Below are 22,094 nucleotides of genomic sequence, written 5' to 3'. Positions count from 1 at the left end.
CGAGCCCGTTCGGGGAGACCACGAGCGAGCCGTTCGGCCAGGACGACTGGCAGCTGTCCGACAAGAGCGCGACTCGCCCCGCGGCCGCACCTAGCTTCGCCGGTAATCACAGCCAGTTGCGGTGGGTGGGGGGATCATCATGAACAGAACACATATAGTCACCGGCGGCACGGGGTTCGTCGGGCTGGCGCTCGTCCTGGAGTTGCTGCGGCGTACCGACGACGACGTGGTGTGCCTGGTGCGGCCCGGCGCACAGGATCCGGACGTGCGGCTGCGCAGCCTGTTGACCGCGGCGGCGCACGCCTACGGCCAGCGCGTCGACCTCGACGGGCGGGTGCGTACCGTCGCCGGCGACATCGCCCGGCCGGACTGCGGCCTGGTCGAGCCGGTCCACGGCCCGATCGCGGACTTCTGGCACAGTGCCGCCTCGCTGCGCTACGAGGAGTCCGCCGCGGCGGAGATCTTCGCCACCAACGTCGACGGCACCCGGCATGCGCTCGCCCTCGCCGACCGGCTCGGCGCCGCCTCGTTCAACTACGTCAGCACGGCCTACGTCGCGGGCACCCGCGACGGGGTGATCACCGAGCGCCTCATCGCGCCCGACAGCAACAACAACGCATACGAGCGCAGCAAGGCCACCGCCGAGGCACTGGTCCACGGCCACGCCGGCACGGCGACCCGCATCCTGCGGCCCAGCATCGTGGTCGGCCACCGCGGCACGCGAGCGGTCGTCGGCAGCTACACCGGGATGTACGGCTTCCAGCGCCGGCTCGCCGTGTTCGCCCAGAGTCTGTCGACGCGCGCGCCGCAGCGCCTGCGCCGTCCCGTGCGGATGCTGGTGGACCCGGGCACGCCGCTGAACTTCATCCCCGTCGACGCGTTGGTCGAGCAGATGCTCGGCATCGCCGCCTCGGGCAGCCCGGAACGGATCTTCCACCTCACCAACTCGACCCCGCCGGCCGCCGGCGACGTGCTGCGGCGAATCTTCGCGCTGGCCGGGCTGCCCGAACCGGAGTACGTCACCGACCCGTCCGAGCTCGACGACACGGACCGGGCGCTCGCCAGGGGCATCGAGTTCTACCGCTCGTACCTGGTCGGCGAGAAGCTCTTCGACCGGGTCAACAGCGACCGGGCGCTGGGCCGGCCCGACGCGGGGACTATGCCGTTCCCCGACGACGAGATCACCGCCTACGCCCGCTGGTACCTGGACAACGTCCAGCGCCGCCGGCAGCCGGGGCGGCACCGGGCGGCGCCCGCCCGTGCCTCCCGACCCGCGCCGGCCGCCGCACCGCAGCCGGCTGATCCGACCCGGATCGTCCTGCTCGGCGCCGGTTACACCTCGGTGTGGGCGTACAAGTCGCTGCGCCGGCGGCTGGGCCGGCAGTTGCGCCGGGGCGCGGTGGAGATCGTCTTCGTGGACCCGCTCGGCTACCACTCGTACCACGGTTTCACCGCCGAGGTGCTCGGCGGCATCATCGCCGAGGGGCACGAACGGAGCCCGCTGCGGACGACATGCCCGCGGGCGCGGCTGGTGCGGGGCACCGCGCAGCACGTCGACCTGGACCGCCGCGAGGTCGCCGTGGCGCTGACCGGCACCGCCGCAGAGACGCTGACCCTGCGCTACGACCACCTGGTCGTCGGCTGCGGCAGCCACGACGACCTGGCCCGGGTGGCGGGGCTCGCCGAGCACGGCTGGTCGCTGAAGAACCCGGGCGGGTCCGCTGCCGTGCGGGAGCGGCTGCTGACGCAGGTGGAGCTGGCCGACGCGAGCCCGGACGAGCAGACCCAGCGGGCCCTGCTCAGCGTGGTCGTGGTCGGGGGCGGCTTCACCGGCGTGGAGATGTCGGCCACGGTCGCCGAGATCTTCCGCAGTCTGCGCCCTCGCTACCGGGTGCTGCGCGAGGTCGAGCCGCAGGTGCACCTGGTGCACGGCGGTCCCGATCTGCTGCCGCAGCTGCGTCCCCGGTTCGGCCGGCTGGCCGGCTACGCGCACCACCACCTGGTGCGGGCGGGCGTGCGGGTGCACCTGGGCACCCGGGTGGCGCGGGTCGACGAGGACAGCGCGTACCTCGATGACGGGTCGGTGCTCGTCAGCCGCCTGGTGGTGTCCACGTTAGGCCAGGCGGTGGCCCCGGTGCCGGGCACGGAGTCGCTGGAGTCGCGCGACGGCCGCCTGGTCACCGACGAATACCTCCGGGTACGCGGCGACGGCGGGCGGGTCTGGTCCGGTGGCGACCATGCCCACATGGTGCACCCGGTCAAGGGGGAGCCCTGCCCGGCCAACGCGTTGTGGGCGATCAAGCACGGCAGATGGATCGGCGGGAACATCGCGGCGACGCTGCGCGGCCGGACACCGCGCCGGTTCACCTACTGCGGGCTCGGGCAGGCGGCGAGCCTGGGCGTCGGCAAGGGCGCCGTCGAACTGTACGGGGTGCAGGTCACCGGGTGGCTCGGCTGGTTGATGCGGGCCGGGTTCTTCCTGTGGTTCATGCCCTCGCGGCGGCAGGCGGTGCGCAGCCTGCTGGACCTGCTCGGCGCGCCCGTTCTTGGCCGGCGCCTGACCGCGCTGGCGGCATCCGAGCAGTCGGTCCGGGCGGGCAGCCCGGAGCGGCTCGCGGTGCTTAGCCAGCCGCCCCGTCCGCCCCGGCAGCGTGATGAGCAACCGCCTCGGCAGCGGGACGGCAGCGAGCACGAGCAGCTTCCCCAGCCGGAGCCGCGGTAGGACGGTTGCCGCGCCCGTAGGAAATCTTCCCCTAGGCCGTTGACTTCGGTGGTTTTCAACACAACAATCGCCATCAATATCGATGGCTATCGCTGTCGATCGGTCACTTGGGAAGGAGGTTCCATGGCAGCTCTGGTAGGTGAGATGTCGTGGTTCTGCTGCGGCAGCGCCTGGGGTCCCTGCGGCACCGCGGGCGGCGGCGCCTGCGGCACCTGCAAATCCGGCAACTACCAGCACGCCTGGCCCAACGCCTCGGACGCGTGCTTTTCCATCACCCGCCCGGACACCTGCGGCGTCAGCATGTCCCGCCGCACCTGCGGCTTCCGGCACTACACCACCAACCCGTGCAGCGGTAAGCGGGTCGGCACCACGATCGCCGACTGCGGTCCGCAGACCGACCTGTGGTGCGGCGAGCGCACCTGCTGCGGCGCGTCCTGCGGCACCAACCGGATCATCGACCTGACGCCCGCGGCGTACAGCGCGATCGCCAGTCTCTCCACCGGGCTGCGGCCCTGCTCGGTCGACACGGTCTGAAGGGGAGGGCAGCACGATGAAGCAGACTCTGGACCGCCGCCGACTGCTCGCCACCGCCGCGCTCGGTGGCCTGGTCGGCGCCACCGGCCTCGGCTCGCTCGCCCCCGAGGCGGCCTTCGCCGCCGAGGCCGTGACCGTCGAACCCGGCGCTCCGGATCCGAACTTCGCCGAGGGCCGCATCAGCAAGATCAGCGGCAGCATGCTGCTGGTCACCGGCTCGGACGCCGTCCTGCACTCGATCCGGATCACCGACGGCACGAGCATCTGGAAGCTGCACCCGACCACGTTCGACCAGGTGGCCGTCGGCGACGGGCTCTACGCCCGCGGCCTCCGCCTGCCCGACGGTACCCTCGCCGCGGACTCCGTCTGGGTCAACATCGTCAACCTGCACGCACACATCGCGTCGGTCGGCCGCAACATGCTGCACCTCGACCACAAGGGACAACGGATCGTGGCGCACGTCGTACCGGGTCGCTCCGCCGCGGTCTACAACGGCACCCCCGCGATCAGCGACATGTCCCTGCTGCGGGTCGGCCGGCACGTCCAGGTGCTCGGCGCCTGGCACCCGGACACCAACGAGATCTCTGTCGCCACCGTCTACGCCGCCGCCTGACCGGCAAACCCCGGGCGGTGCGCCGCACGCGCACCGCCCGGGCACCGCCCGCCGGACAACCCGATGGAGGAACCCATGATCGAAGTGCTCGCGGCGCTGCAACCGCTGGTCATCGGTGCGGTGCTGATCTGGTCCGCGCGCATCAAGCTGTTCAGCCGGCACGCCGCCGCGATCGCCAACCGGTCGGCTCTCGTCCGCCTGATCGGGCAACGCCGGGCGCTGCCCGCGTACCGGGTGCTCGGCGGCATCGAACTGACCCTCGGCGCGCTGCTCCTACTGCCACCCGCGCTGCGGCTGGAAGCGATCGCCGCGACCGGACTGGCCGTCGGCTTCCTCGCCTACCTGACCTACGCCCGCCGCGTGGCACCGACCTCCTCCTGCGGCTGCCTGAGCGCGCAATCGACCCCCGTCTCCGGCCGCAGCCTGACCCGGGCCGGCCTCCTGGTGGCGGCGGGCGCCCTCGCCGTGCTGGCCACCGGCGGCTGGTGGACGGCGCTCGCCGCACGGCCGCTGACCGGCGCCGCCGTGCTGCTCGCCGAACTCGCGGTGGTGGTGGCGCTCTCGCCGGAGCTGGACGCGGCCTGGCTGCTACCGCTGCGCCGGCTGCGCGCCCAGCTCACCCACCCGCTGCGGGGCGGCTCCGGCGTACCGCTGCTCGCCACCGTGCAGCAGCTCCAGCTCAGCCAATCCTACCGGCGGGTAGCGCCGCTGCTCCGCTCCGACGTCCGGGAGCACTGGGACGACGGCGACTGGCGCTTCGTCGGGCACGCCGCGCTCTACCAGGGTCGTCCGGTGACCGCAGTGTTCGCCGTGCCAATGACCGACCCGGAGCCGGACGCCGTGCGGGTCGCCGTGGTGGACGACGCCACCGGGCAGACCCTCCTAAGCCTCGCCGGCACCCCGCAGCCCGCCGGCCCCCGGCTCGCCGTCGTCCCGGCGTAGGAGGCGGTCAGCGGCCAACTCGTGAGCCAGGCGGGATCACCGGGCCCCGGTGATCCCGCCTGGTTCGGACGGGCGATCAGGCTACGCCACGCCGGGGGCCCGATCGGCGGGTCGCATCGGGGATCGCCCGGCGAGGTGGGTGCGGTAGATCTCGACGGCGACGACGAGGTCCTGCCACGGCATGCCGGTCCCCTTGAACAGCCGCGGCCCGCCGGCGGGCACCCGCGCGCGGCCGGTCACCACGTCGCGTAGCGGATACAGGTCCTCCGCGCGGACCACGCCGGCGGAGAGCGGTATGACGATGTCACCCGCCTCGAGCCGGGTGCTGGCGAGCGACTCGACGACGATCCGGGAGCGGGCGACGAGCGTGTCGTCCACTTCCCGGCGGTGCGGCGAGTGCGAGCCGATCGCGACGACGACGGCGTCGCCCTTCACCAACGCGCCGTCGAAAAGGGGCGTCGCCGCACTGGTACAGCAGCAGATGACGTCCGCCCCCGTCACCGCCTCCGTGCTCGAGCCGGGATCGAAGGCGCGCACCGGAACCCCCCTGCCGTCCAACCGTGCCGTGAGCCGTTCGCGCCGCGGGCCGTCCCTGCCGACGATCGCGACCTCGCTGATCTCGAACAACGCGAGCATCGCTTCGATGTGGGCATGCGCCTGGGGACCGGTGCCGAAGACCGTCAGCCGCAGCGGCGCCCCGGGCGCGCCGGGCAGCAGGTGCCGCACTGCGAGCGCGGACACTGCGGGGGTACGCAGGTTCGTCAGCGCGGTGCCGTCGATGAGGGCCGCCGGCCGCTGTCCCGGGCCCTCGAAGAGGACGAACGCTGCCTGGATCAGCGGCAGGCTCCGGCGAGCGTTGTCCGGGGTGCTGGTGAGCAGCTTGCAGCCGGTGTACTCCCCTCGCGTGGCGGGCATGACCAGCAGCTCGCCGGCCTGCGTGGCCACCCGCGAGCGGGGCGTCTCCCGTTCCGGATCGAGCCCCGCGCGAAGCGCGGCCTCCAGGGCGTCCACCGCGACCCGGACCGAGGTCTCCGCAACAGCCTCCTCGGAAATCAACTGCAGGCCACCGAAGGAGCCGGGCGGGCGGGTTGACTCGGTCACGGTGGCCTCCGGTGGCGGACGGACGACGGGACCCCAGCAGGTTAAGGCCGCCAGCGGTTGCGGCTGCCCTCGCACGTCCCGTCCTGCCGGTAGCCTCGCCCCATGTCCACCGAGATCGTCTTCGAGACGCACTCCTGGAGTGAGGACAACGACCGTGGGCTCGCCACGGGCTGGCTGCCCGGCCGGCTGTCCGGCAAGGGACGAGCACTGGCGGCCGAACTCGGCAGGCGCAGGCGGGACGACGGCATCGACGCGGTCTTCGCCTCCGACCTGCATCGGGCTGCGGAGACGGCCGCCATCGCCTTCTCGGGCACCCCGATACCGGTGCTGCATGACTGGCGCCTGCGGGAATGCGACTACGGGGAGCGCAACGGCATGCCGGCCGCCAAGCTGCACGAGCACCGCGACCGGTACCTCGACGAGCCCTACCCCAGCGGGGAGAGCTGGCGGCAGGCCGTACACCGGGTTCGGCGTTTCCTCGATGACCTGCCCCTCCGGTGGGCCGGCCGGCGGGTCCTGGTGATCGGGCACGTCGCCACCCGGTGGGGCCTCGACCACTGGATCGACGGGGTCCGGCTGGAGGACCTGATCGACGCCGATTTCGCCTGGCGGGAGGGCTGGGAGTACCGGTTGGACGAGGCTCACGATCGGCTCGACCGGACGTAGGCCCTCCCTCAGCGCAGCTCCACCTCGACGCCGCCGGTGGCCAACAGCGCAAGCAGGTCGTCCAGGGTGACCGCCGGCGCCCAGCTGCGCCGGTCGTAGCCGGCGCCCAGGCGCGCGCGAGCCACTGCGGAGTCGTGCCAGACCAGGCGGAACGGCGGTGCGGCACCCCACCCGCCGCACAGGCAGTCGACCAGCGCATCGAGGTTCCAGCCGAAGTAGCCGCCCGGGCATCGTTGACCGCCTCCCCGATCGCGCAATAGAAGCCCTCGACGTCGGTGACGTGCCGGCCGTCGAGGTGGTACGTGGTCCCGGCGGAGCGGTCCGGTGCCGGCCGCCGATGGCACAGGGCCGCGCCCGCCCACTGGTGCCGCAATTCGCGGTCATGGCCGGCCCACTCGCCCCGCCGGCGTGGCGGGCCGGCGCGCCACCGCTCCCAGATCCGCCGCGCCCCCACCGGCATCGTCTGCACACCGGTGTCGAACGAGACATCGAGCAGTCCCTCGCCCAGCCCGGAGGAACGCACGTCGGTGACCGAGCCGTGTACGCCGCCACCGAGGGTCGACACGGCCACCCCGTCGGCGGCCACGCTGAAGATCGAGGCGGTGATCCGGCGGCGGTGCCGCGCCCCGCCGGGATTGCCCGCGCCCCGGCGCAACGCGTCCAACGCGGCGCGCAGCGGCGGTTCGGGTCGGCAGCCACGCAGCGTCACCGGGTGCATCGGCGGCTCCGGTCGCTGTCGGAACGCCCCTGCCACGTCGAGGCAGTTGCCCAACTCCTCGTCGACGTCGCCGGCGAGCCGGTAGCCGGCCCCGTCGGGCGACTCCGCCAGGGTCCTCGGCGAGTACCTCGGTTCGCGTCGGAGCCGACCCTCAAGGTCGACGTCGACCAGCCCCGGCCCGAGGGCCGACGGCCGGTGCCCGACCACGGCCAGGTCGAGCAACTCCTCGGTGCAGGCGCAGCAGCCGACCGGAACGGGGTCGCACCCGCCAGCCGGCGGCCGATCGGGGTGATGCACCGCGTCGAGCACCACATTGCCCAGCCACGTCTCACCGGTGCCGTCCACCGCCGTCCGGAGCCGTCCGACGGGTACGCAGCCGAGCAGCGTGTACCGCTCCGCCGGCGCCGGAGGCGGCGGGTCGACGAACAGCCCGTCGATGTCCGCACACACCGCCACGGCCGTGTCCGGCTGACCCATCGAGTACTCGTCGATCAGCAGCCACCGCAGCGGCACCGGCTGATCCCACCGCCAGCGCAACTCCCCCGGGGCCGGCGCTTCCTCGTTGCTCACCCCCGCGACGATAAGGGCCACCCCGAGGCGACCGGCCGACCCGGTCGCCGTTGCAGCGGCCGGTGAAGGCCGTGACCTGCATCGTCCGGGCGGGGCTGGCTCAGCCCGGCGCCCAGAGCGCCCGCTTTGGCGCTTAGCACACTCTTGTCCGATCTTCGTTGCATTCCGGCCGACAGGCTAGCCTGCTCCGTACATCTGGTGGCTCCTGCGCAGACACCGATTGCCGGTAGGTTGCACCAGTCCATCCCCCTATCGAAGGCCCCAGCTTTGAAGCTCCGTAGCCAACGCAGATCACTCAGTGTGCTCGGCGTAGTCGTCACAAGCGGTGCGCTGGCCCTGACCAGCAGCGCTCCAGTCCTCGCCGCCGAGGCGGCGACCCCCTTCATCAGCGAAATCCACTACGACAACGTCGGTACCGACACCGGCGAGGCCATCGAGATCGAGGCGCCGGCCGGCTTCGATCTGACCGGCTGGCAGATCGTGCTCTACAACGGAGCGAACAGTGCGGCGTACAACACCCGCACGCTGAGCGGGGCGGTGCCGGCGGCCGGTGTGGTCGTCGCCAACTACCCGACCGACGGCATCCAGAACGGCTCCCCCGACGGCGTCGCGCTGGTCTCCCCCACCGGCACGGTGGCGGAGTTCCTCACCTACGAGGGGACGTTCACCGCGGTCGGCGGCCCCGCCAACGGGATGACCGGGACCGACATCGGGGTCGCAGAGACCACGAACACCCCCGTCGGCCACTCGCTGCAGAAGATCAACGGAACCTGGAACGCCGAGGCGCCGAACACCTTCGGTGTCCGCAACGGCGGCGGCAACCCCGACCCGGGCCCCGACCCGGACCCGGGTATCGGCTGCACCGTCGCCGTCGACCACACCATCGCGGAGGTCCAGGGCACCGGCACCGCCACGCCGCTGGCGGGCACCCGGGTCACCGTCGAGGGCGTGGTGACCGCCGACCACCGCACCGGTGGCTACAACGGCATGTACGTGCAGACCGCCGGCAGCGGCGGAGACCGTGCGGTCGCCGCCGGCACCGCGTCCGACGGCATCTTCGTCTACCTCACCACGAGCACCGCGAACCACCCGTCGGTCGCGATCGGCGACCGGGTGCGGGTCAGCGGCACCCCGAGCGAGTTCAACGGCCTCACCCAGCTGAGCATCGCCGCCAAGAGCGACGTGCAGATCTGCGCGCACGGCGCGACCCTGCCCGCCCCGGTGCCGGTCAGCCTGCCGCTGGCCGACGACGCCCGCGAGTCGGTCGAGTCGATGCTGGTGGCGCCGGTCGGCCAGTACACCGTCTCCGAGGTGTACAACACCAACCGGTACGGCGAGGTCGTGCTCGCCGCCGGTGACCGCCCGGCCCGGAACGCGACCGATGTCGCCCGCCCGGGCTCGGACGCCGCCAAGCAGGTGATCGCCGACAACAAGCTCCGCCGGGTCCTGCTCGACGACGGCAAGACCACCAACCTGGCCACCGCCGGGCAGCTGCCGCCGTACCTGTCGAAGGAGAACCCGCTGCGGGTCGGCGACTCGGTCGAGGCGTTCGGGCCGTCGGTGCTGTCGTACGGCTTCAACGAGTGGCGGCTGCAGCCGACCACCCCGGTCAGCGCGGACACTCCGTCGGTCAGCCGGACCACCTTCAAGGCCACCAACCCGCGTACCACGGGCCCGGCGAACGTCGGCGGGGACGTGCGGGTGGCCAGCTTCAACGTCCTCAACTACTTCGTCCACTTCGGCGGGGACGCCCGTGGCGCGGCGAACGAGGCCGCGCTGGCCAAGCAGGAGGCGAAGATCGTTGCGGCGATCAGCGCCCTGGGTGCCGACGTGGTGGGGCTCGAGGAGATCGAGAACTCGGTCCGGTTCGACGCAGGCGACCCGCAGCAGGCGCTGAAGCGCCTGGTCAACGCGCTCAACGCCAAAGACGGCGCGGGCACCTGGGACTACGTCCGCAGCCCGGCCGAGCTGCCCGCCGCGGCCCAGCAGGACTTCATCACCACGGCGATCATCTTCAAGCCGGCGAAGGTCCAGCCGAAGGGGCCGTCGCGCTCGGTCAACGACGAGAGCGTGTGGTTCAACGCCCGCGAGCCGATCGCGCAGACGTTCACCGCGGGGAAGATCTCCCTCACCGTGATCGTCAACCACCTCAAGTCCAAGAGCGGCACCGGGACCGGCGACAACGCCGACTCCGGTGACGGCCAGGGCAGCTGGAACGGCGACCGGGTCCGGCAGGCCACGGCGCTGACCGCCTTCGTCGACCGGGTCAAGGCCGCCAGCGGCAGCGACGACGTGCTGCTGCTAGGTGACTTCAACGCCTACACCCAGGAGGACCCGATGCAGGTCCTCTACCAGGCCAAGTACAAGGACCTGAACGACACCGGCAAGGCCACCTACGTCTTCGGTGGCGAGTCCGGCTCGCTCGACCACGCCCTCGCCTCGCCGTCGCTGGCGTCGCGGGTCACCGGGGTCGACGTCTGGCAGATCAACGCCGTCGAGTCCTTCGCCTTCCAGTACGACGGGCTGGCCGCCTTCTACGAGGCGAACCCGTACCGGGCCAGCGACCACAACCCGGTCGTGGTGGGCATCAGCACCAGCGCGAAGCCGGTCAACCTGCAGCTGCTGAGCATCAACGACTTCCACGGCCGGCTGGAGTCCCCGGCCACCGTCGGTGGTCAGCCGGTCGGCGGCGCCGCTCAGCTCGCCGGCCTGGTGAGTCAGCTGCGGGCGCAGAACCCGAACACGGCGTTCGTCTCCGCGGGTGACAACATCGGCGCGTCCACGTTCATCTCGGCGATCGACGGGGACACCCCGACGATCGACGCCCTGAACGCCGCCGGGCTGGCCGCCTCCGCGGTCGGCAACCACGAGTTCGACAAGGGCATCGCCGACCTCACCGGCCGGGTGTCCGATCGGGCCGACTTCCCGTACCTCGGCGCCAACGTCTACCGCGGCGACACCCGGGCGCTGCCGGCCTACTCGGTCAGCACCGTGGGTGAGGTCCGGGTCGGCTTCGTCGGCGTCGTCACCGAGCAGACCGCGTCGCTGGTCAGCCCGGACGGCATCGCCGGCCTGACCTTCCGCGACCCCATCGCGGAGGCCAACCTGGTCGCCGGGCAGCTCAAGGACGGCAACCCGGACAACGGCGAGGCCGACGTGGTGGTGCTGCTCGCGCACGAGGGCGCGGCGACGGAGAACATCAACTCCGCCGACGCGCTGGCCAACGACCCGGTCTTCGGCAAGTTCACCCGGGTCAACGCCACCATCGACGCAATCTTCAGCGGCCACACCCACCAGCCGTACGCGTTCAAGGTCCCGGTGCCGGGGTCGGACAAGCTGCGCCCAGTGGTGCAGGCCGAGGACTACGGCAAGCGGCTGGGCAAGGTGACGCTCACCTTCGACCCGAACACGGGTTCGGTGACCGACGCCGCCGCGCAGCTGGTCGACGTGGTCGGCGCGCCGCAGGACGCGGCGGTGGCCGACATCGTGGCCGCCGCCAAGGCCAAGGCCACCGAGCTGGGCAAGCAGCAGCTCGGTTCGATCACCGCGGACGTCAAGCGGGCCTACACCAACGGCAACGAGGACCGGGGCAAGGAGTCGGCGCTGGGCAACCTCATCGCCGACGTGCAGCTCGCCGGCACCAAGGACGCCGGCCGGGGCGGGGCGCAGATCGCGTTCATGAACCCGGGCGGCCTGCGGGCCGACCTGCTGTACCGGACCGACGGCACGGTGACCTACGCCGACGCCTTCGCCGTCCAGCCGTTCGCCAACGACGTGGTCACCAAGAGCTACACCGGCGCCCAGATCAAGCAGGTGCTGGAGGAGCAGTGGCAGCCGGACGGCGCGTCCCGCCCGGTGCTGTGGCTGGGTGTCTCGAAGGGGTTCAGCTACACCTACAACCCCGAGGCGCCCAAGGGCTCGCGGATCACCTCGATCAAGCTCAACGGCACGCCGCTCGACCCGTCGGGCACGTACCGGGTCACGGTGAACTCGTTCCTCGCCGCCGGCGGTGACAACTTCACCACCCTCGGTCAGGGCACCAGCCCGGCGACCACCGGCGACAACGACCTCACCATGCTGGTGAGCTACTTCGCCGCCAACTCGCCGGTCACCGCGGACACCCAGCCGCGTTCGGCGATCGGGCAGGCCGGTCCGCAGTGCACCACGACGATCACCGGCAAGTACAGCAAGGCGCTGGTGGTCACCGCTGGCCTGACCTGCCTGGAGAACGCCGCGATCTCCGGCTCCGTCACGGTCAACCCGGGTGCCTCGCTGGTGGTCACCGGCAGCACCATCAGCGGACCGGTGTCCGCCACCCGCCCGGTGCTGTTCGACCTCTCCGGCGCCACCGTGTCCGGCTCGGTGACGGTGTCCGGCGCGACCGGCGGGCTGAGCATCAGCAAGGGCAAGGTGAGCGGCTCGGTGTCGATCACCGGCAGCACCGGTGGGGTACAGATCGACACGGTCACGGTCAGCGGTCCGGTCACGGTCAACAGCAACACCGGCAGCCAGCCGGTGGTGGTCGCCGCGAACACCATCAGCGGGTCGCTGGGCTGCTCGGGCAACACCCCGGCCCCGGTGAACGACAGCCGGCCGAACGTGATCAAGGGCTCGGCCACGGGCCAGTGCGCGCGACTGTAGTCCGGATGTGATCCCCGGTCAGCGGCCGGAGCCTGCCAGGCTCCGGCCGCTGACCCGTTTACCGGGGCCATCCCGGCCGCGGCCCGCTTCGGCGTGAGCGGCAGCCCGACAGCGCACCGCCGGCCCGCCGTGGGACGGCAGGCCGGCGGAGTGGGATGGTTCAGCGGCCGCGGCCGTAGGCGTTGGACGCGATCGAGACACCAATCGCCGCGAAGATGACCTGGAGGGCCAGCTCGATCCAGTCGATGCCCCGGGTCTCCGCCACGCCCAACACCGTGGCGACGAAGGTGCCGAGGACCGCGGCGACCACGCCGATGAGCACCGTGAGCCAGATCGGGATGCTCTGCCGGCCGGGTACGACCAGCCGACCCAGCGCGCCGATGATCAGACCGATGATGATCGCGGAGAGGATGCCGGTGACTTCCACGAGTGTCCTGCCTTCCGACGGATTGCCGCTTTCCTCGATCATCGCCGGGGCAGTCAAGTGGCCACCCCGGCGGCCGTCGGAGGACGCCGACGGGTGCCCCGACCCGGCGACCGGTTCGGGGCACCACCAGGGTCAGCCCTCGTCGCCGCCTTCCTCGTCGTCGCCGAACGAGTCGAAGACCTCCTCGGCGATCATGCCGCCAGCGAAGCCGAGCGCCGCGCCGCCGACCAGGCCGGCGGCGACGCCGCCCATGCCGGAGCCGCGCCGCTCGTGGTGGTACTCCTCCTTGTAGTGGCCGCCCGGGTGGCCATAGCCGGGCGCGCCGTAGGTGGGCTGCCCGTAGCCGGGCGGCGGCGGGGGCGGCGGGTAGCCGCCGGGCGTTCCGTACCCGGGGGTGGGCTGACCGTAGCCGTGGCCGGCGTGCAGGCTGCGGTACTGGTCCAGAGCCTGGCGGACCCATCCGTCGACCTGGGCGGTCCAGTCGACCCGGTCGGCGTCCGCGTGGGCGACCTGGTAGCGGCCGTAGGAGTCGTGTCCGCCGCTGAACAGGCCACCGCGCTTGTCGAACTCCAGCACGACGTCGACACCGTGTTCGTTGGTGACGAAGGTCAGCTCGACCTCGTTGACGCCCTGCGCGTACTGCGGGCCGGCGAAGTACTCGATCTCCTGGTAGAAGGGCAAGCTCTGGTGCAGGCCATAGATGTGGCCGCGTTCCAGGTCGGCTCCCTTGAACTGGAACCCGAGCCGACCGAATGCCTCGAGGATGCGCTCCTGGACCGGCAGCGGGTGTACGTACACCGGGTCGAGGTCGCCCTTGTCCACCGCGCCGCGGATGGCCACCTCGGTGCGAAGGCCCATGGTCATGCCGTGCAACTGCTGCCCGTACAGGCTGGTCACCGGCGTCTCCCAGGGCATCACCAGCTGGAACGGCAGCGACAGGTGCTGCCCCTCCCTCAGCAGCAGCCCGCCGGCGACACCGACCCGGTGGAACTCGACGAACGCGTCGTACTCCTCCCCCGCGCCCTGCATCTCCACCCGGGTGACCAACCCGACGGTGATCTGGTCGATCTGCACGTCGTGGCTGCCGCCGACGAGGTTCACCTGCCCGCCCAGCGTCAGTCCCGGGCGGGTGTTGGGATTGGACAGAACCGTGTCGACGCTGGGTCCGCCCACCCCGAACGCGCCCAGCATCTTCTTGAACACCACTACGTCTCCCTCATCAGGCAGCGGACGACACGACCCGGACGTGAAGGGCCCACATCCGAACCCTCGTGTCGCAACAAGATCACCGGCGTCCATAATGGATGCCGTTGGCCGAGGAAGGTAGCAGCACCACCTGAAAAGTAGCTGAGTGTGTTCACTCAGTTACTGCGAGGCGCTCTCTTGTTCCTGAATCCGCGCCAGCAACCGCGCTCCACCCGCGCGTCGTGCTGCAAGGCCGGACTGCCGGGGCGGGAGGTCGGGCGGGCCGCATCTCTGACCGACCACATGGTCTTAGACCTCCATCTATCTGTTCGATTGCCCGTTCTGCACGGAGCGCTGCTCGTCGCCCGACTGTCCTCACCTCCCGAAGGCCCGCATGAATGCGACGGGCGCCACGCCCGACTTTCCGTTCGGAAGGCCTATCGGCGACAGCTCTCTCGAATTGCGACCACGCATTTCCCGCCAATGCGAACGGCGTCGTCCGATGAGCGACACCGCCACGGCCGTCCGCACGGCTGCCGAGGTCGGGCCGACCTGCTATGAGTCGGCGCACCACTGTCCCCGACATGACAAACGACCCCGGACGTCCGGCGTACGCGCCACCGAATCAGACGTTCGGACGGAGCACGGCCACCGGTCGGTCGAATGCGTCGTGTTTGTAAACCAGCTCTGTCCATTGTCTTCCGTCACCGTGTCACCAACCGGTCAAAGGCTTTACCGAAAGGCACGGATATATCGATGCTCACTCGGGGCCAACCAATGGCCCGTCGACGCGGGGCCGGACAACGGCCCGGCATCAGGGAGAGGAACACAAATGTTGAGCACGAAGGCCACCAGGCCCGCACGAGCGGCGCTCGCCGTGATCGTGTCGGGCGCGATGGTGGCACTCGCGTCCGGCGGTGGTCCCGCGTACGCCGCGGACCCGAACGACGCCGCGAAGGCCCGTGCCACACCCGCCTACCAGCTGGCGCGAGGCGAGACGTGTGGGCTGCGCCCGTCGGCGAGCAAGAGCCTGAAGGACGAGACGCTGAGCTGCCTCGGCGTCGACGCCAAGCTGGACCGCACCCCCGCCGTGGGCGAGACGGCGATCCTGCGGGTCACCGTGCGCGGCCAGGGCAAGATCGGACCGAGCGAGATCAGCGTGACCCTTCCCGCCGAGCTGGAGTGGGTGCAGACGCCGGCCGAGCTGGGCGTCCAGGATCGCAAGAGCATCCTGCCCGAACGGTCCGGAACGGTCTCCGTCGCCCGGACCACCCGCACGCTACGAGCCGATGACCGCTTCGCGTTCAGCGGCGTGGTCCGCGCGGTCAAGGCGGGCCCGGTGCAGATCCAGGTGCGGGCCACCGCGCCGCACGGCAAGGACGTCCAGGCCGGTCAGGACGACGTCTTCCTGACCATCGGGGAGAAGCCCGGGTTGTCCCGGCTCGGCCACGCCACGCCGGCCGGCGACAACGCCACCAAGCCGGTGCCCACCACGGCACGCGCGCCCAGGCTGGCGGGGCAGAAGCCGCGCAGTGTCGGCGTGGACCGGGTGGCCGGCGAGGCGCGGGCGGAGGCCGCGGCCAAGGGCCTCACCTCGATCAGCCCGCTGGCGGCGTGCGACACCCGGGTGGCCGGGAACTGGAGCTACCAGGACCAGAACGGCAGCTGGCACAACCAGATGAACTTCCAGGTGCAGGTCTGGGACGACGACACCTTCGGCGACTCGCTGCTCGCCACCGGCGTGACCGACGCCAACGGCAACTACAACATCTGCTTCGACTCGCAGGTCGAGGGCTGGCCGGACAGCGGCACCGCGGACATCTACCTCCGCTTCATCAGCTCGAACTCGCTGTGGCGGGTGCAGCGTGGCGGCAACCCGCTGTCCTTCCAGACCGGCACGACCAACGACGTGCCCACCGGCAGCACGCTGAACCTCGGCTCGCTCACCGCCGGCGACGGCGCGCTGCAGCGCGGCCTGCACGCGTTCGACGCCGCGAACGACGCCTGGCTGTGGATCCCGAAGCCGAACAACCTCTGCTGGGACCAGGACGACACGAGCTGCCGGCAGGTGGTCATCAACTGGGCCCCGGACTCGACCGACGGCACCTACTACAACACCGGCGACAACCAGGTCCACCTGGCCGCGGACGACCCGAACGCGCCGGTAACGGTCGTGCACGAGATCGGCCACGCGGTGATGGACGACCTGTACAACGACAGCTTCCCGTCCGCGCCCAACTGCAGCCCGCACAGCATCACGGGCACCAGCTCCGCGGGCTGCGCCTGGACCGAGGGTTGGGCCGAGTGGTTCCCGGCCACGGTCTTCAACGACCCGTTTTACCGCTGGCCGAACGGTGCCTCGCTGAACCTGGAGAACCCGAGCTGGGGCAACGGCTGGGGCGAGGGTGACACGACCGAGGGCCGGATCGCCGGCGCCCTGATCGACATCACCGACTACGCCAACGAGGGGACCTGGGACCGGCACGGGGAGGGCCCGCTGAACATCTGGACCACCTCCCGGCGGCACAACTCCGTCAACTTCGCGGACTTCTGGGCCCAGCGCGCCGCCGACGGGTTCAACGTGGCCGACTCCGGCGCCCTCGCGTCCGTCTACCAGAACACGATCGACTACCAGTTCCGGGACCCGCTGGGCAACTACGCCCCGCTGACCCGCCCGACGCCGACTCCGCCGCACAACTTCGGCTACTCGACCTCGTCGCCCTACTGGTCGGTGGTCGCGCTCAAGCCCAACTCGGGCGACCTCGACCTGCAGCTCTGGGACGACCGGGGACAGGGCGCCTACCTGGCCGGCAGCGCCCAGGGCGGCACCAACGTCGACTTCGTCGCGGTGGACTCCAACCGCCGTGCGCTGGGTGACTACTACCCGCGGGTGGTCAACTACTCCGGCGGCGGTGGCTACCGGATCGAACTCGCCCAGGGCACCGTGGTCCTGAACGCCGGCAGCAGCACGATCACCATGGGCACGAACAACGTGGTCACGGTGCGGGACACCTACCTGACCGCCGGGGTGCCGGTCACCATCTCGGTGGCGACCACCAACACCGGCCAGGACGCGGAGCTGTTCGTGCTGGACAGCGACCCGGCCAACGCCGGCTCCTGGATCCGCTCGCGGTCGGCCGCGGTGGCGACCGCCACGAGCGGCGGGGCCGGCGCGACCGAGACGATCACCTTCACCCCTGCCCGCAGCGCCTGGTACGGGGTCGTCGTGATCAACAAGGCGGGCTCGGGGAACTACACCCTCACCCGGTCCTGACCGTCCAGACGACTGCCTGATGAACCGGTCCGGGGGCGCCGACCACGGCGTCCCCGGACCACCGTCCGTGCCGCGCCAAGGTCCGGCCCGGACGCCGCAGGGAACCGGCGGCGCCGCTGCGGCGTCCGACCGGCACCACCGCGACCCGGGAGGCCGCCATGCACCGAGGCAGAGCCCTGGCGCTGCTCGCCGTGCCGGCGCTGCTCGCCACAGCGGCGACAAGCACCGGCTGCGCCGGCCGGGGCGGCACCGACCCGGAGCCGCCAACCGGTGGCGGGGCGTTGGTGCTGCGGCTGAGCGAGCTGCCCGGCATGCTGCCACCCGGCGGCACCGCTGCCGTACCCCCGGGCTTCTCGCTGTTCGGTGACGGCCGGCTGATCAGCGTCCCGGCCCAACCCTCCGCCGGCTGGCCGCAACTACGCGTAGACCGGATCCCGCCGGACGAGGTACGCGAGCTGTTCCGTGACGCGGCCGCGCTGTCGGACCAGGCGGCCGGCGGACCGGACGAGCCGGTCGTCCGGGTCGTCGTCGGCGCGCCCGGCGGGTCGCGCACCGTCACCCTCCCCCGGACCAACCCGGCAGCCGCCCGACTGCGGGCGGCACTCGCCGGTCATGCCGCCGGCCCGCCGATGCCGTACCAGCCGGCGGCCGTGGCGATCGTCGCCATGCCCGCCGATCCCGCCGAGCGGGCCCGGCCCTGGCCGCTGCCGACGTTGGCCGGCGAACCCTTGGACGGCACGGCGGCCGGCGCCACCTGCCTGGTGCTGCGGGGCGCTGACCTGGACACCATCCGCCGGGAGGCGGCCACCGCCGGCGCCGACACCCGCTGGCGCAACGCCGGCCAGGTGTGGCAGGTGGCACCACGCCCGCTGCTGCCCGACGAGACCGGCTGCGCGGACCTTTAGCCGCCACGCGCTGCGCGGACGGACGGCACCACTCCGTCGCTGGGCCGGAAGATCAGGCGTGCGGCCGGCGGCACGCCAGGACGTGTCGCCTGTTCGTGTGATGCGGGCGCGGACCGCCCGCTCGTCGGCCAGAGTCGGAGTGGGTACCGACCGGGTGCCGGGCGGGGGCGGATCGGGCGACCATGGCGAGACCGGCTGAGGGCAGCCACGGCGGGCGCCGGCGCGGCGGGCCGGGGCAGGTGGTCGCGCGGGAGGCGGCCCGGCTGCTCGGCGGGCCCGGTCGGGCCCGGGTCGTGTTGTTGCTGGGCGGGGCGCTCGCGTTGAACAGTGCGGACACCGGCACCCTCGGCGCGGCCGCGAACCAGTTGGAGGCGGATCTCGGCATCAGCCACGCCCAGCTCGGGCTGCTGGCCACGGCGTCGTCGGGGGTCGGCGCCATCGCTTCCGTGCCGCTGGGCGTGCTCGCCGACCGGACCAACCGGGTGCGCCTGTTGGTGATCACGACCGCGTTGTGGGCCGCTGCCATGGCCGTCGGCGGCTTCGCGCCCAGCTACGGGTGGCTGCTCCTGTCCCGGCTGCTGCTCGGTGCCGCGCTGGCTGCGGCCGGTCCGGTGGTGGTGTCGCTGACCGGCGACTACATCCCACCCGCCGAGCGTGCGGGGGTGCTCGGCTGGATCCTCGCCGGCGAGCTCATCGGTGCTGGCGCCGGTCTGTTGGCCGGTGGGGAGATCGCGGCGGCGTACTCCTGGCGGTATGCGTTCTTTCTGCTCGCGGCGGCGAGTGCGGTTTTGTCGGTGGCGCTGTGGCGGCTGCTGCCCGAGCCTGCCCGGGGTGGCGCCGGCTGGGGCGCGTTCGAGCCCGGACCGGAGTCCGGGCGGCAGCCGGCCGGCCGGGCGCAGGCGGTGGTGGCCGCACGCGGGGTCGCGCCGGCGAGCGACCGGGTGCTGACCGCTGATCCGGCGGGGTGGTCGCTGGGCCGTGCGGCGGCCTACCTGCTCGCGATCCCCACGAACCGGTTGCTGATCGTGGCCTCGGCGATGGGCTACTTCTTCTTCGCCGGCATGCGCACGTTCATCGTCGTCTTCGCCGTGCGTCATTTCGGCATCTCGCAGGCGGCGCTGGGCGCTCTCGTGCCGGTCGTCGGGGTGGTGGCGCTGGCCGGCACGGTGCTCGCCGGCCGGCTCACCGACCGGGCGCTGAGCCGCGGACACACCAGCGTCCGCATCGTCGTGCCGGCCGTCGGTTTCGTCGCCGCCGCGCTGCTGTTCGTACCCGGAGTGTGGTTCACGTCGGTGACGTTGGCGCTCCCGTTGATCGCGCTCGGCGCGGGCGCGCTCGCGGTGGCGAACCCGCCGCTGGATGCCGCCCGGCTGGACATCGTTCCCGGCCGGCTGTGGGGGCGGGCGGAGAGCCTGCGGACGGTGCTGCGGCTTGCCGCCGAGGCGGTAGCTCCGGCCATTTTCGGCTGGCTGGCCGACCAGCTCGGCGGCGCGGGGGGACAGTCCAGCGGTGTCGGCCTGCGCAACGCTTTCCTGATCATGCTGGTCCCGTTGGCGGCCAACGGCCTGATCATGATCGCCGCTCGGCGTAGCTATCCGATCGATGTGGCCACCGCGGTGGAGTCGGACCGGGCGTCGAAGGGCTGACCGGAGGCTCGGCGGGCGGGGCCATCGCGCTCGGGGCGAGGCATTAGAAGCGATTTCAAGCGGTAGGGGTGATCAGCATGGTTATGCTCGTTTTGCACATGTTCCAGGTGACTCCATCGCCCACGGCGCTACCCGCACCACCCACGGCCGGATCACCGCATCCGCAGCAGGCTGTGCGACGCCCCGCTGCCGGGGGGCGATCGACGCCCGGCCCGCCGCGGCGGACGGGGTTGTGGCCGTTGGGTTCGCGCACGACCGGCCGGACGGAGAGATGATGTCCCTGCTCGACACCGTCAACCAGCCCGACGACGTCAGGCGGCTCACCCACGAGCAACTGCGGCTGCTCGCCGGGGAGATCCGGGCGTTCCTGGTCGAGGCGATCTGCCGGCGTGGTGGGCACCTCGGCCCGAACCTGGGCATGGTCGAGCTGACCATCGCGCTGCACCGGGTGTTCCGGTCCCCGCATGACCGGATCATCTTCGACACCGGGCACCAGGCGTACGTCCACAAGCTGCTCACCGGCCGCCGGGCCGGGTTCGCCCAGCTCCGCGGGTCGGGCGGCCTGTCCGGCTACCCCCGGCGAGCCGAGTCGCCGCACGACCTGGTGGAGAACTCGCACGCCTCCACCGCCCTGTCCTACGCCACCGGGCTGTGCCGGGCGTACGCCCTCGACGGCCCCGACCGCGCCGTGGTCGCGGTGATCGGCGACGGCGCCCTCACCGGCGGCCTGGCCTGGGAGGCCCTGAACAGTCTGGCCGGGTCCCCCGGCCGGGTGGTGGTCGTGCTCAACGACAACGGCCGCTCGTACGCGCCGACCGTGGGCGGCCTGGCCGCGCATCTCGCGTCGCTACGGGCCAAGGCCGGGTCACCCGGTGGGCGGTCCCGGGAGGCGACGGGCTCGGACTTCTTCCAGGCGCTGGGCCTGCGCTACCTCGGCCCCGTCGACGGGCACGACGTGGCCCAACTCGAAGCGGCGCTGCAGCAGGCCCGGGCGTCGGACCAGTCGGTCGTGGTGCACTGTGTCACCCACAAGGGCCACGGCCACCCGCCGGCCGAGGCCGACGACGCCGACCGGCTGCACACGGTGGGCGTGGTCGATCCGGGCACCGGGCAGCCGGTCGGGTCCCCCGGCCGGACCTGGACGGACGTCTTCGCCGAGGAGCTCGTCGCCATCGGCGGACACCGCCCGGACCTGGTGGCGGTCTCCGCCGCGATGCTGGGCCCGACCGGACTCGCCGACTTCGCGGCGCGCTACCCCGAGCGGACCGTCGACGTGGGCATCGCCGAACAGCACGCCGTCACCTCGGCGGCCGGGCTCGCGTTCGGCGGCAAACACCCGGTGGTGGCGGTCTACGCCACCTTCCTGAACCGGGCGTTCGATCAGGTCCTGCTCGACGTGGCGCTGCACCGGCTGCCGGTCACCCTGGTGCTCGACCGGGCCGGGATCACCGGCCCGGACGGGCCGAGCCATCACGGCATGTGGGACCTGGCCATGCTCGGCACGGTGCCCGGCCTGCGGGTGGCCGCCCCGCGCGACGCGGCCTCGCTCCGCGAGGAGCTGCGGGAGGCGGTCGACGAGCGGCGGGGACCCACGGTGCTGCGGTTTCCCAAGGCCCGCGTCGACAACGACGTCCCTGCGGTGGAACAGATCGCCGGGATCGACGTCCTGCGTCGGGCGGCAGCTGCGCAGGTGCTCCTGGTGGCGGTCGGGGCGATGGCCGGGCCCACCCTGCGGGCGGCGGAACTGCTGGCGGCGGGCGGTGTCGAGTGCACCGTGGTGGACCCCCGGTGGGTACGGCCGGTCAACCCGGAGCTCGCCGTGCTGGCCGCCGACCACGCCCTCGTCGTCACCGTCGAGGACGGGGTCCGCGACGGTGGCGTGGGCGCCGCCGTCGCTCAGAGCCTCGCCGACGCCGCCGTCGCCACGCCGGTCTGTGCCCTCGGCCTGCCGACGACGTTCGTACCGCACGGCGACCGGCCCGACCTGCTCGCCGAGTACGGCCTGGACGCCCACGGCATCTGCGCGGACGTGCTGCGCCGGTTGTCGTGGGTCGGCACCGGGAGCCGGGACGCGTCGCGGCGGGTACGGGCGAGCGTCCGCAGCCGGCTGACCCCGCTCGCCGGTTGAGCTGCCGCCGCCCGTGCCCAGA

General features: G+C 72.2%; 14 protein-coding genes. 10 read left to right on the top strand and 4 right to left on the bottom strand.

Annotated elements, in window-relative coordinates:
• The first annotated feature begins 139 nt into the window (after positions 1 to 139).
• From A6A27_RS26005 to A6A27_RS25990, 4 genes are all read left to right on the top strand, one after another.
• Complete coding sequence (locus tag A6A27_RS26005) at positions 140 to 2,722, top strand: SDR family oxidoreductase (protein WP_073837280.1); 2,583 nt, start codon at positions 140 to 142, stop codon at positions 2,720 to 2,722.
• Positions 2,723 to 2,845: 123 nt separating this feature from the next.
• Positions 2,846 to 3,256 (top strand): hypothetical protein, encoded by a 411-nt coding sequence (locus tag A6A27_RS26000; protein ID WP_073837279.1) that lies wholly within the window; start codon positions 2,846 to 2,848, stop codon positions 3,254 to 3,256.
• Between the two features lie 16 nt (positions 3,257 to 3,272).
• Positions 3,273 to 3,869, top strand: a complete 597-nt coding sequence (locus A6A27_RS25995; RefSeq protein WP_073837278.1) for a cell wall protein — start codon at positions 3,273 to 3,275, stop codon at positions 3,867 to 3,869.
• Positions 3,870 to 3,944: 75 nt separating this feature from the next.
• A complete protein-coding gene (locus A6A27_RS25990; RefSeq protein ID WP_073837277.1) occupies positions 3,945 to 4,811 on the top strand; it encodes a MauE/DoxX family redox-associated membrane protein in 867 nt (288 codons plus the stop codon).
• A gap of 81 nt (positions 4,812 to 4,892) precedes the next feature.
• On the opposite strand, the gene A6A27_RS25985 is transcribed toward A6A27_RS25990, so the two are convergent.
• Complete coding sequence (locus A6A27_RS25985) at positions 4,893 to 5,912, bottom strand: ornithine cyclodeaminase family protein (protein ID WP_198940452.1); 1,020 nt, start codon at positions 5,910 to 5,912, stop codon at positions 4,893 to 4,895.
• 102 nt (positions 5,913 to 6,014) lie between these two features.
• On the opposite strand from A6A27_RS25985, the gene A6A27_RS25980 reads away from it, so the two are divergent.
• On the top strand, positions 6,015 to 6,578 hold the full coding sequence (locus tag A6A27_RS25980) for a histidine phosphatase family protein (RefSeq protein ID WP_073837276.1): 564 nt from the start codon (positions 6,015 to 6,017) through the stop codon (positions 6,576 to 6,578).
• 8 nt (positions 6,579 to 6,586) lie between these two features.
• Here the strand turns inward: A6A27_RS25980 and A6A27_RS46240 are convergent, their stop codons facing one another.
• The gene (locus A6A27_RS46240; protein WP_241825465.1) at positions 6,587 to 6,835 is read right to left on the bottom strand and encodes a barstar family protein; all 249 of its coding nucleotides are present in this window, start codon (positions 6,833 to 6,835) and stop codon (positions 6,587 to 6,589) included.
• A 1,331-nt stretch (positions 6,836 to 8,166) separates the two neighbouring features.
• Here A6A27_RS46240 and A6A27_RS25970 point away from each other — a divergent pair.
• The gene (locus tag A6A27_RS25970; protein ID WP_241825464.1) at positions 8,167 to 12,507 is read left to right on the top strand and encodes an ExeM/NucH family extracellular endonuclease; all 4,341 of its coding nucleotides are present in this window, start codon (positions 8,167 to 8,169) and stop codon (positions 12,505 to 12,507) included.
• Between the two features lie 160 nt (positions 12,508 to 12,667).
• Here A6A27_RS25970 and A6A27_RS25965 read toward each other — a convergent pair whose 3' ends face one another.
• Positions 12,668 to 12,934: a GlsB/YeaQ/YmgE family stress response membrane protein gene (locus A6A27_RS25965; RefSeq protein ID WP_073837275.1), complete on the bottom strand. Its 267-nt coding sequence runs from the start codon at positions 12,932 to 12,934 to the stop codon at positions 12,668 to 12,670.
• Positions 12,935 to 13,066: 132 nt separating this feature from the next.
• Positions 13,067 to 14,140 carry a sporulation protein gene (locus A6A27_RS25960; protein ID WP_073837274.1) on the bottom strand — a complete coding sequence of 358 codons (1,074 nt, stop codon included), beginning with the start codon at positions 14,138 to 14,140 and terminating at the stop codon, positions 13,067 to 13,069.
• Between the two features lie 811 nt (positions 14,141 to 14,951).
• Between A6A27_RS25960 and A6A27_RS25955 the strand changes: the two genes are divergently transcribed.
• The 4 genes from A6A27_RS25955 (at position 14,952) to A6A27_RS25940 (ending at position 22,072) form a co-directional block, all read left to right on the top strand.
• Positions 14,952 to 17,393: a hypothetical protein gene (locus A6A27_RS25955; protein WP_083672863.1), complete on the top strand. Its 2,442-nt coding sequence runs from the start codon at positions 14,952 to 14,954 to the stop codon at positions 17,391 to 17,393.
• A gap of 158 nt (positions 17,394 to 17,551) precedes the next feature.
• The gene (locus A6A27_RS25950) at positions 17,552 to 18,298 is read left to right on the top strand and encodes a hypothetical protein (protein WP_073837273.1); all 747 of its coding nucleotides are present in this window, start codon (positions 17,552 to 17,554) and stop codon (positions 18,296 to 18,298) included.
• A 182-nt stretch (positions 18,299 to 18,480) separates the two neighbouring features.
• Entirely contained in the window at positions 18,481 to 19,944 is a 1,464-nt protein-coding gene (locus tag A6A27_RS25945) for an MFS transporter (protein WP_083672862.1), read from the top strand.
• A 274-nt stretch (positions 19,945 to 20,218) separates the two neighbouring features.
• The gene (locus tag A6A27_RS25940) at positions 20,219 to 22,072 is read left to right on the top strand and encodes a 1-deoxy-D-xylulose-5-phosphate synthase (RefSeq protein WP_083672866.1); all 1,854 of its coding nucleotides are present in this window, start codon (positions 20,219 to 20,221) and stop codon (positions 22,070 to 22,072) included.
• Positions 22,073 to 22,094 lie beyond the last annotated feature (22 nt).

Origin of the sequence: Micromonospora sp. CB01531 (genome assembly GCF_001905095.1) — a bacterium.
Taxonomy (GTDB): Bacteria; Actinomycetota; Actinomycetes; order Mycobacteriales; family Micromonosporaceae; genus Micromonospora.
This window is presented reverse-complemented; position numbering and strand designations above follow the sequence as displayed.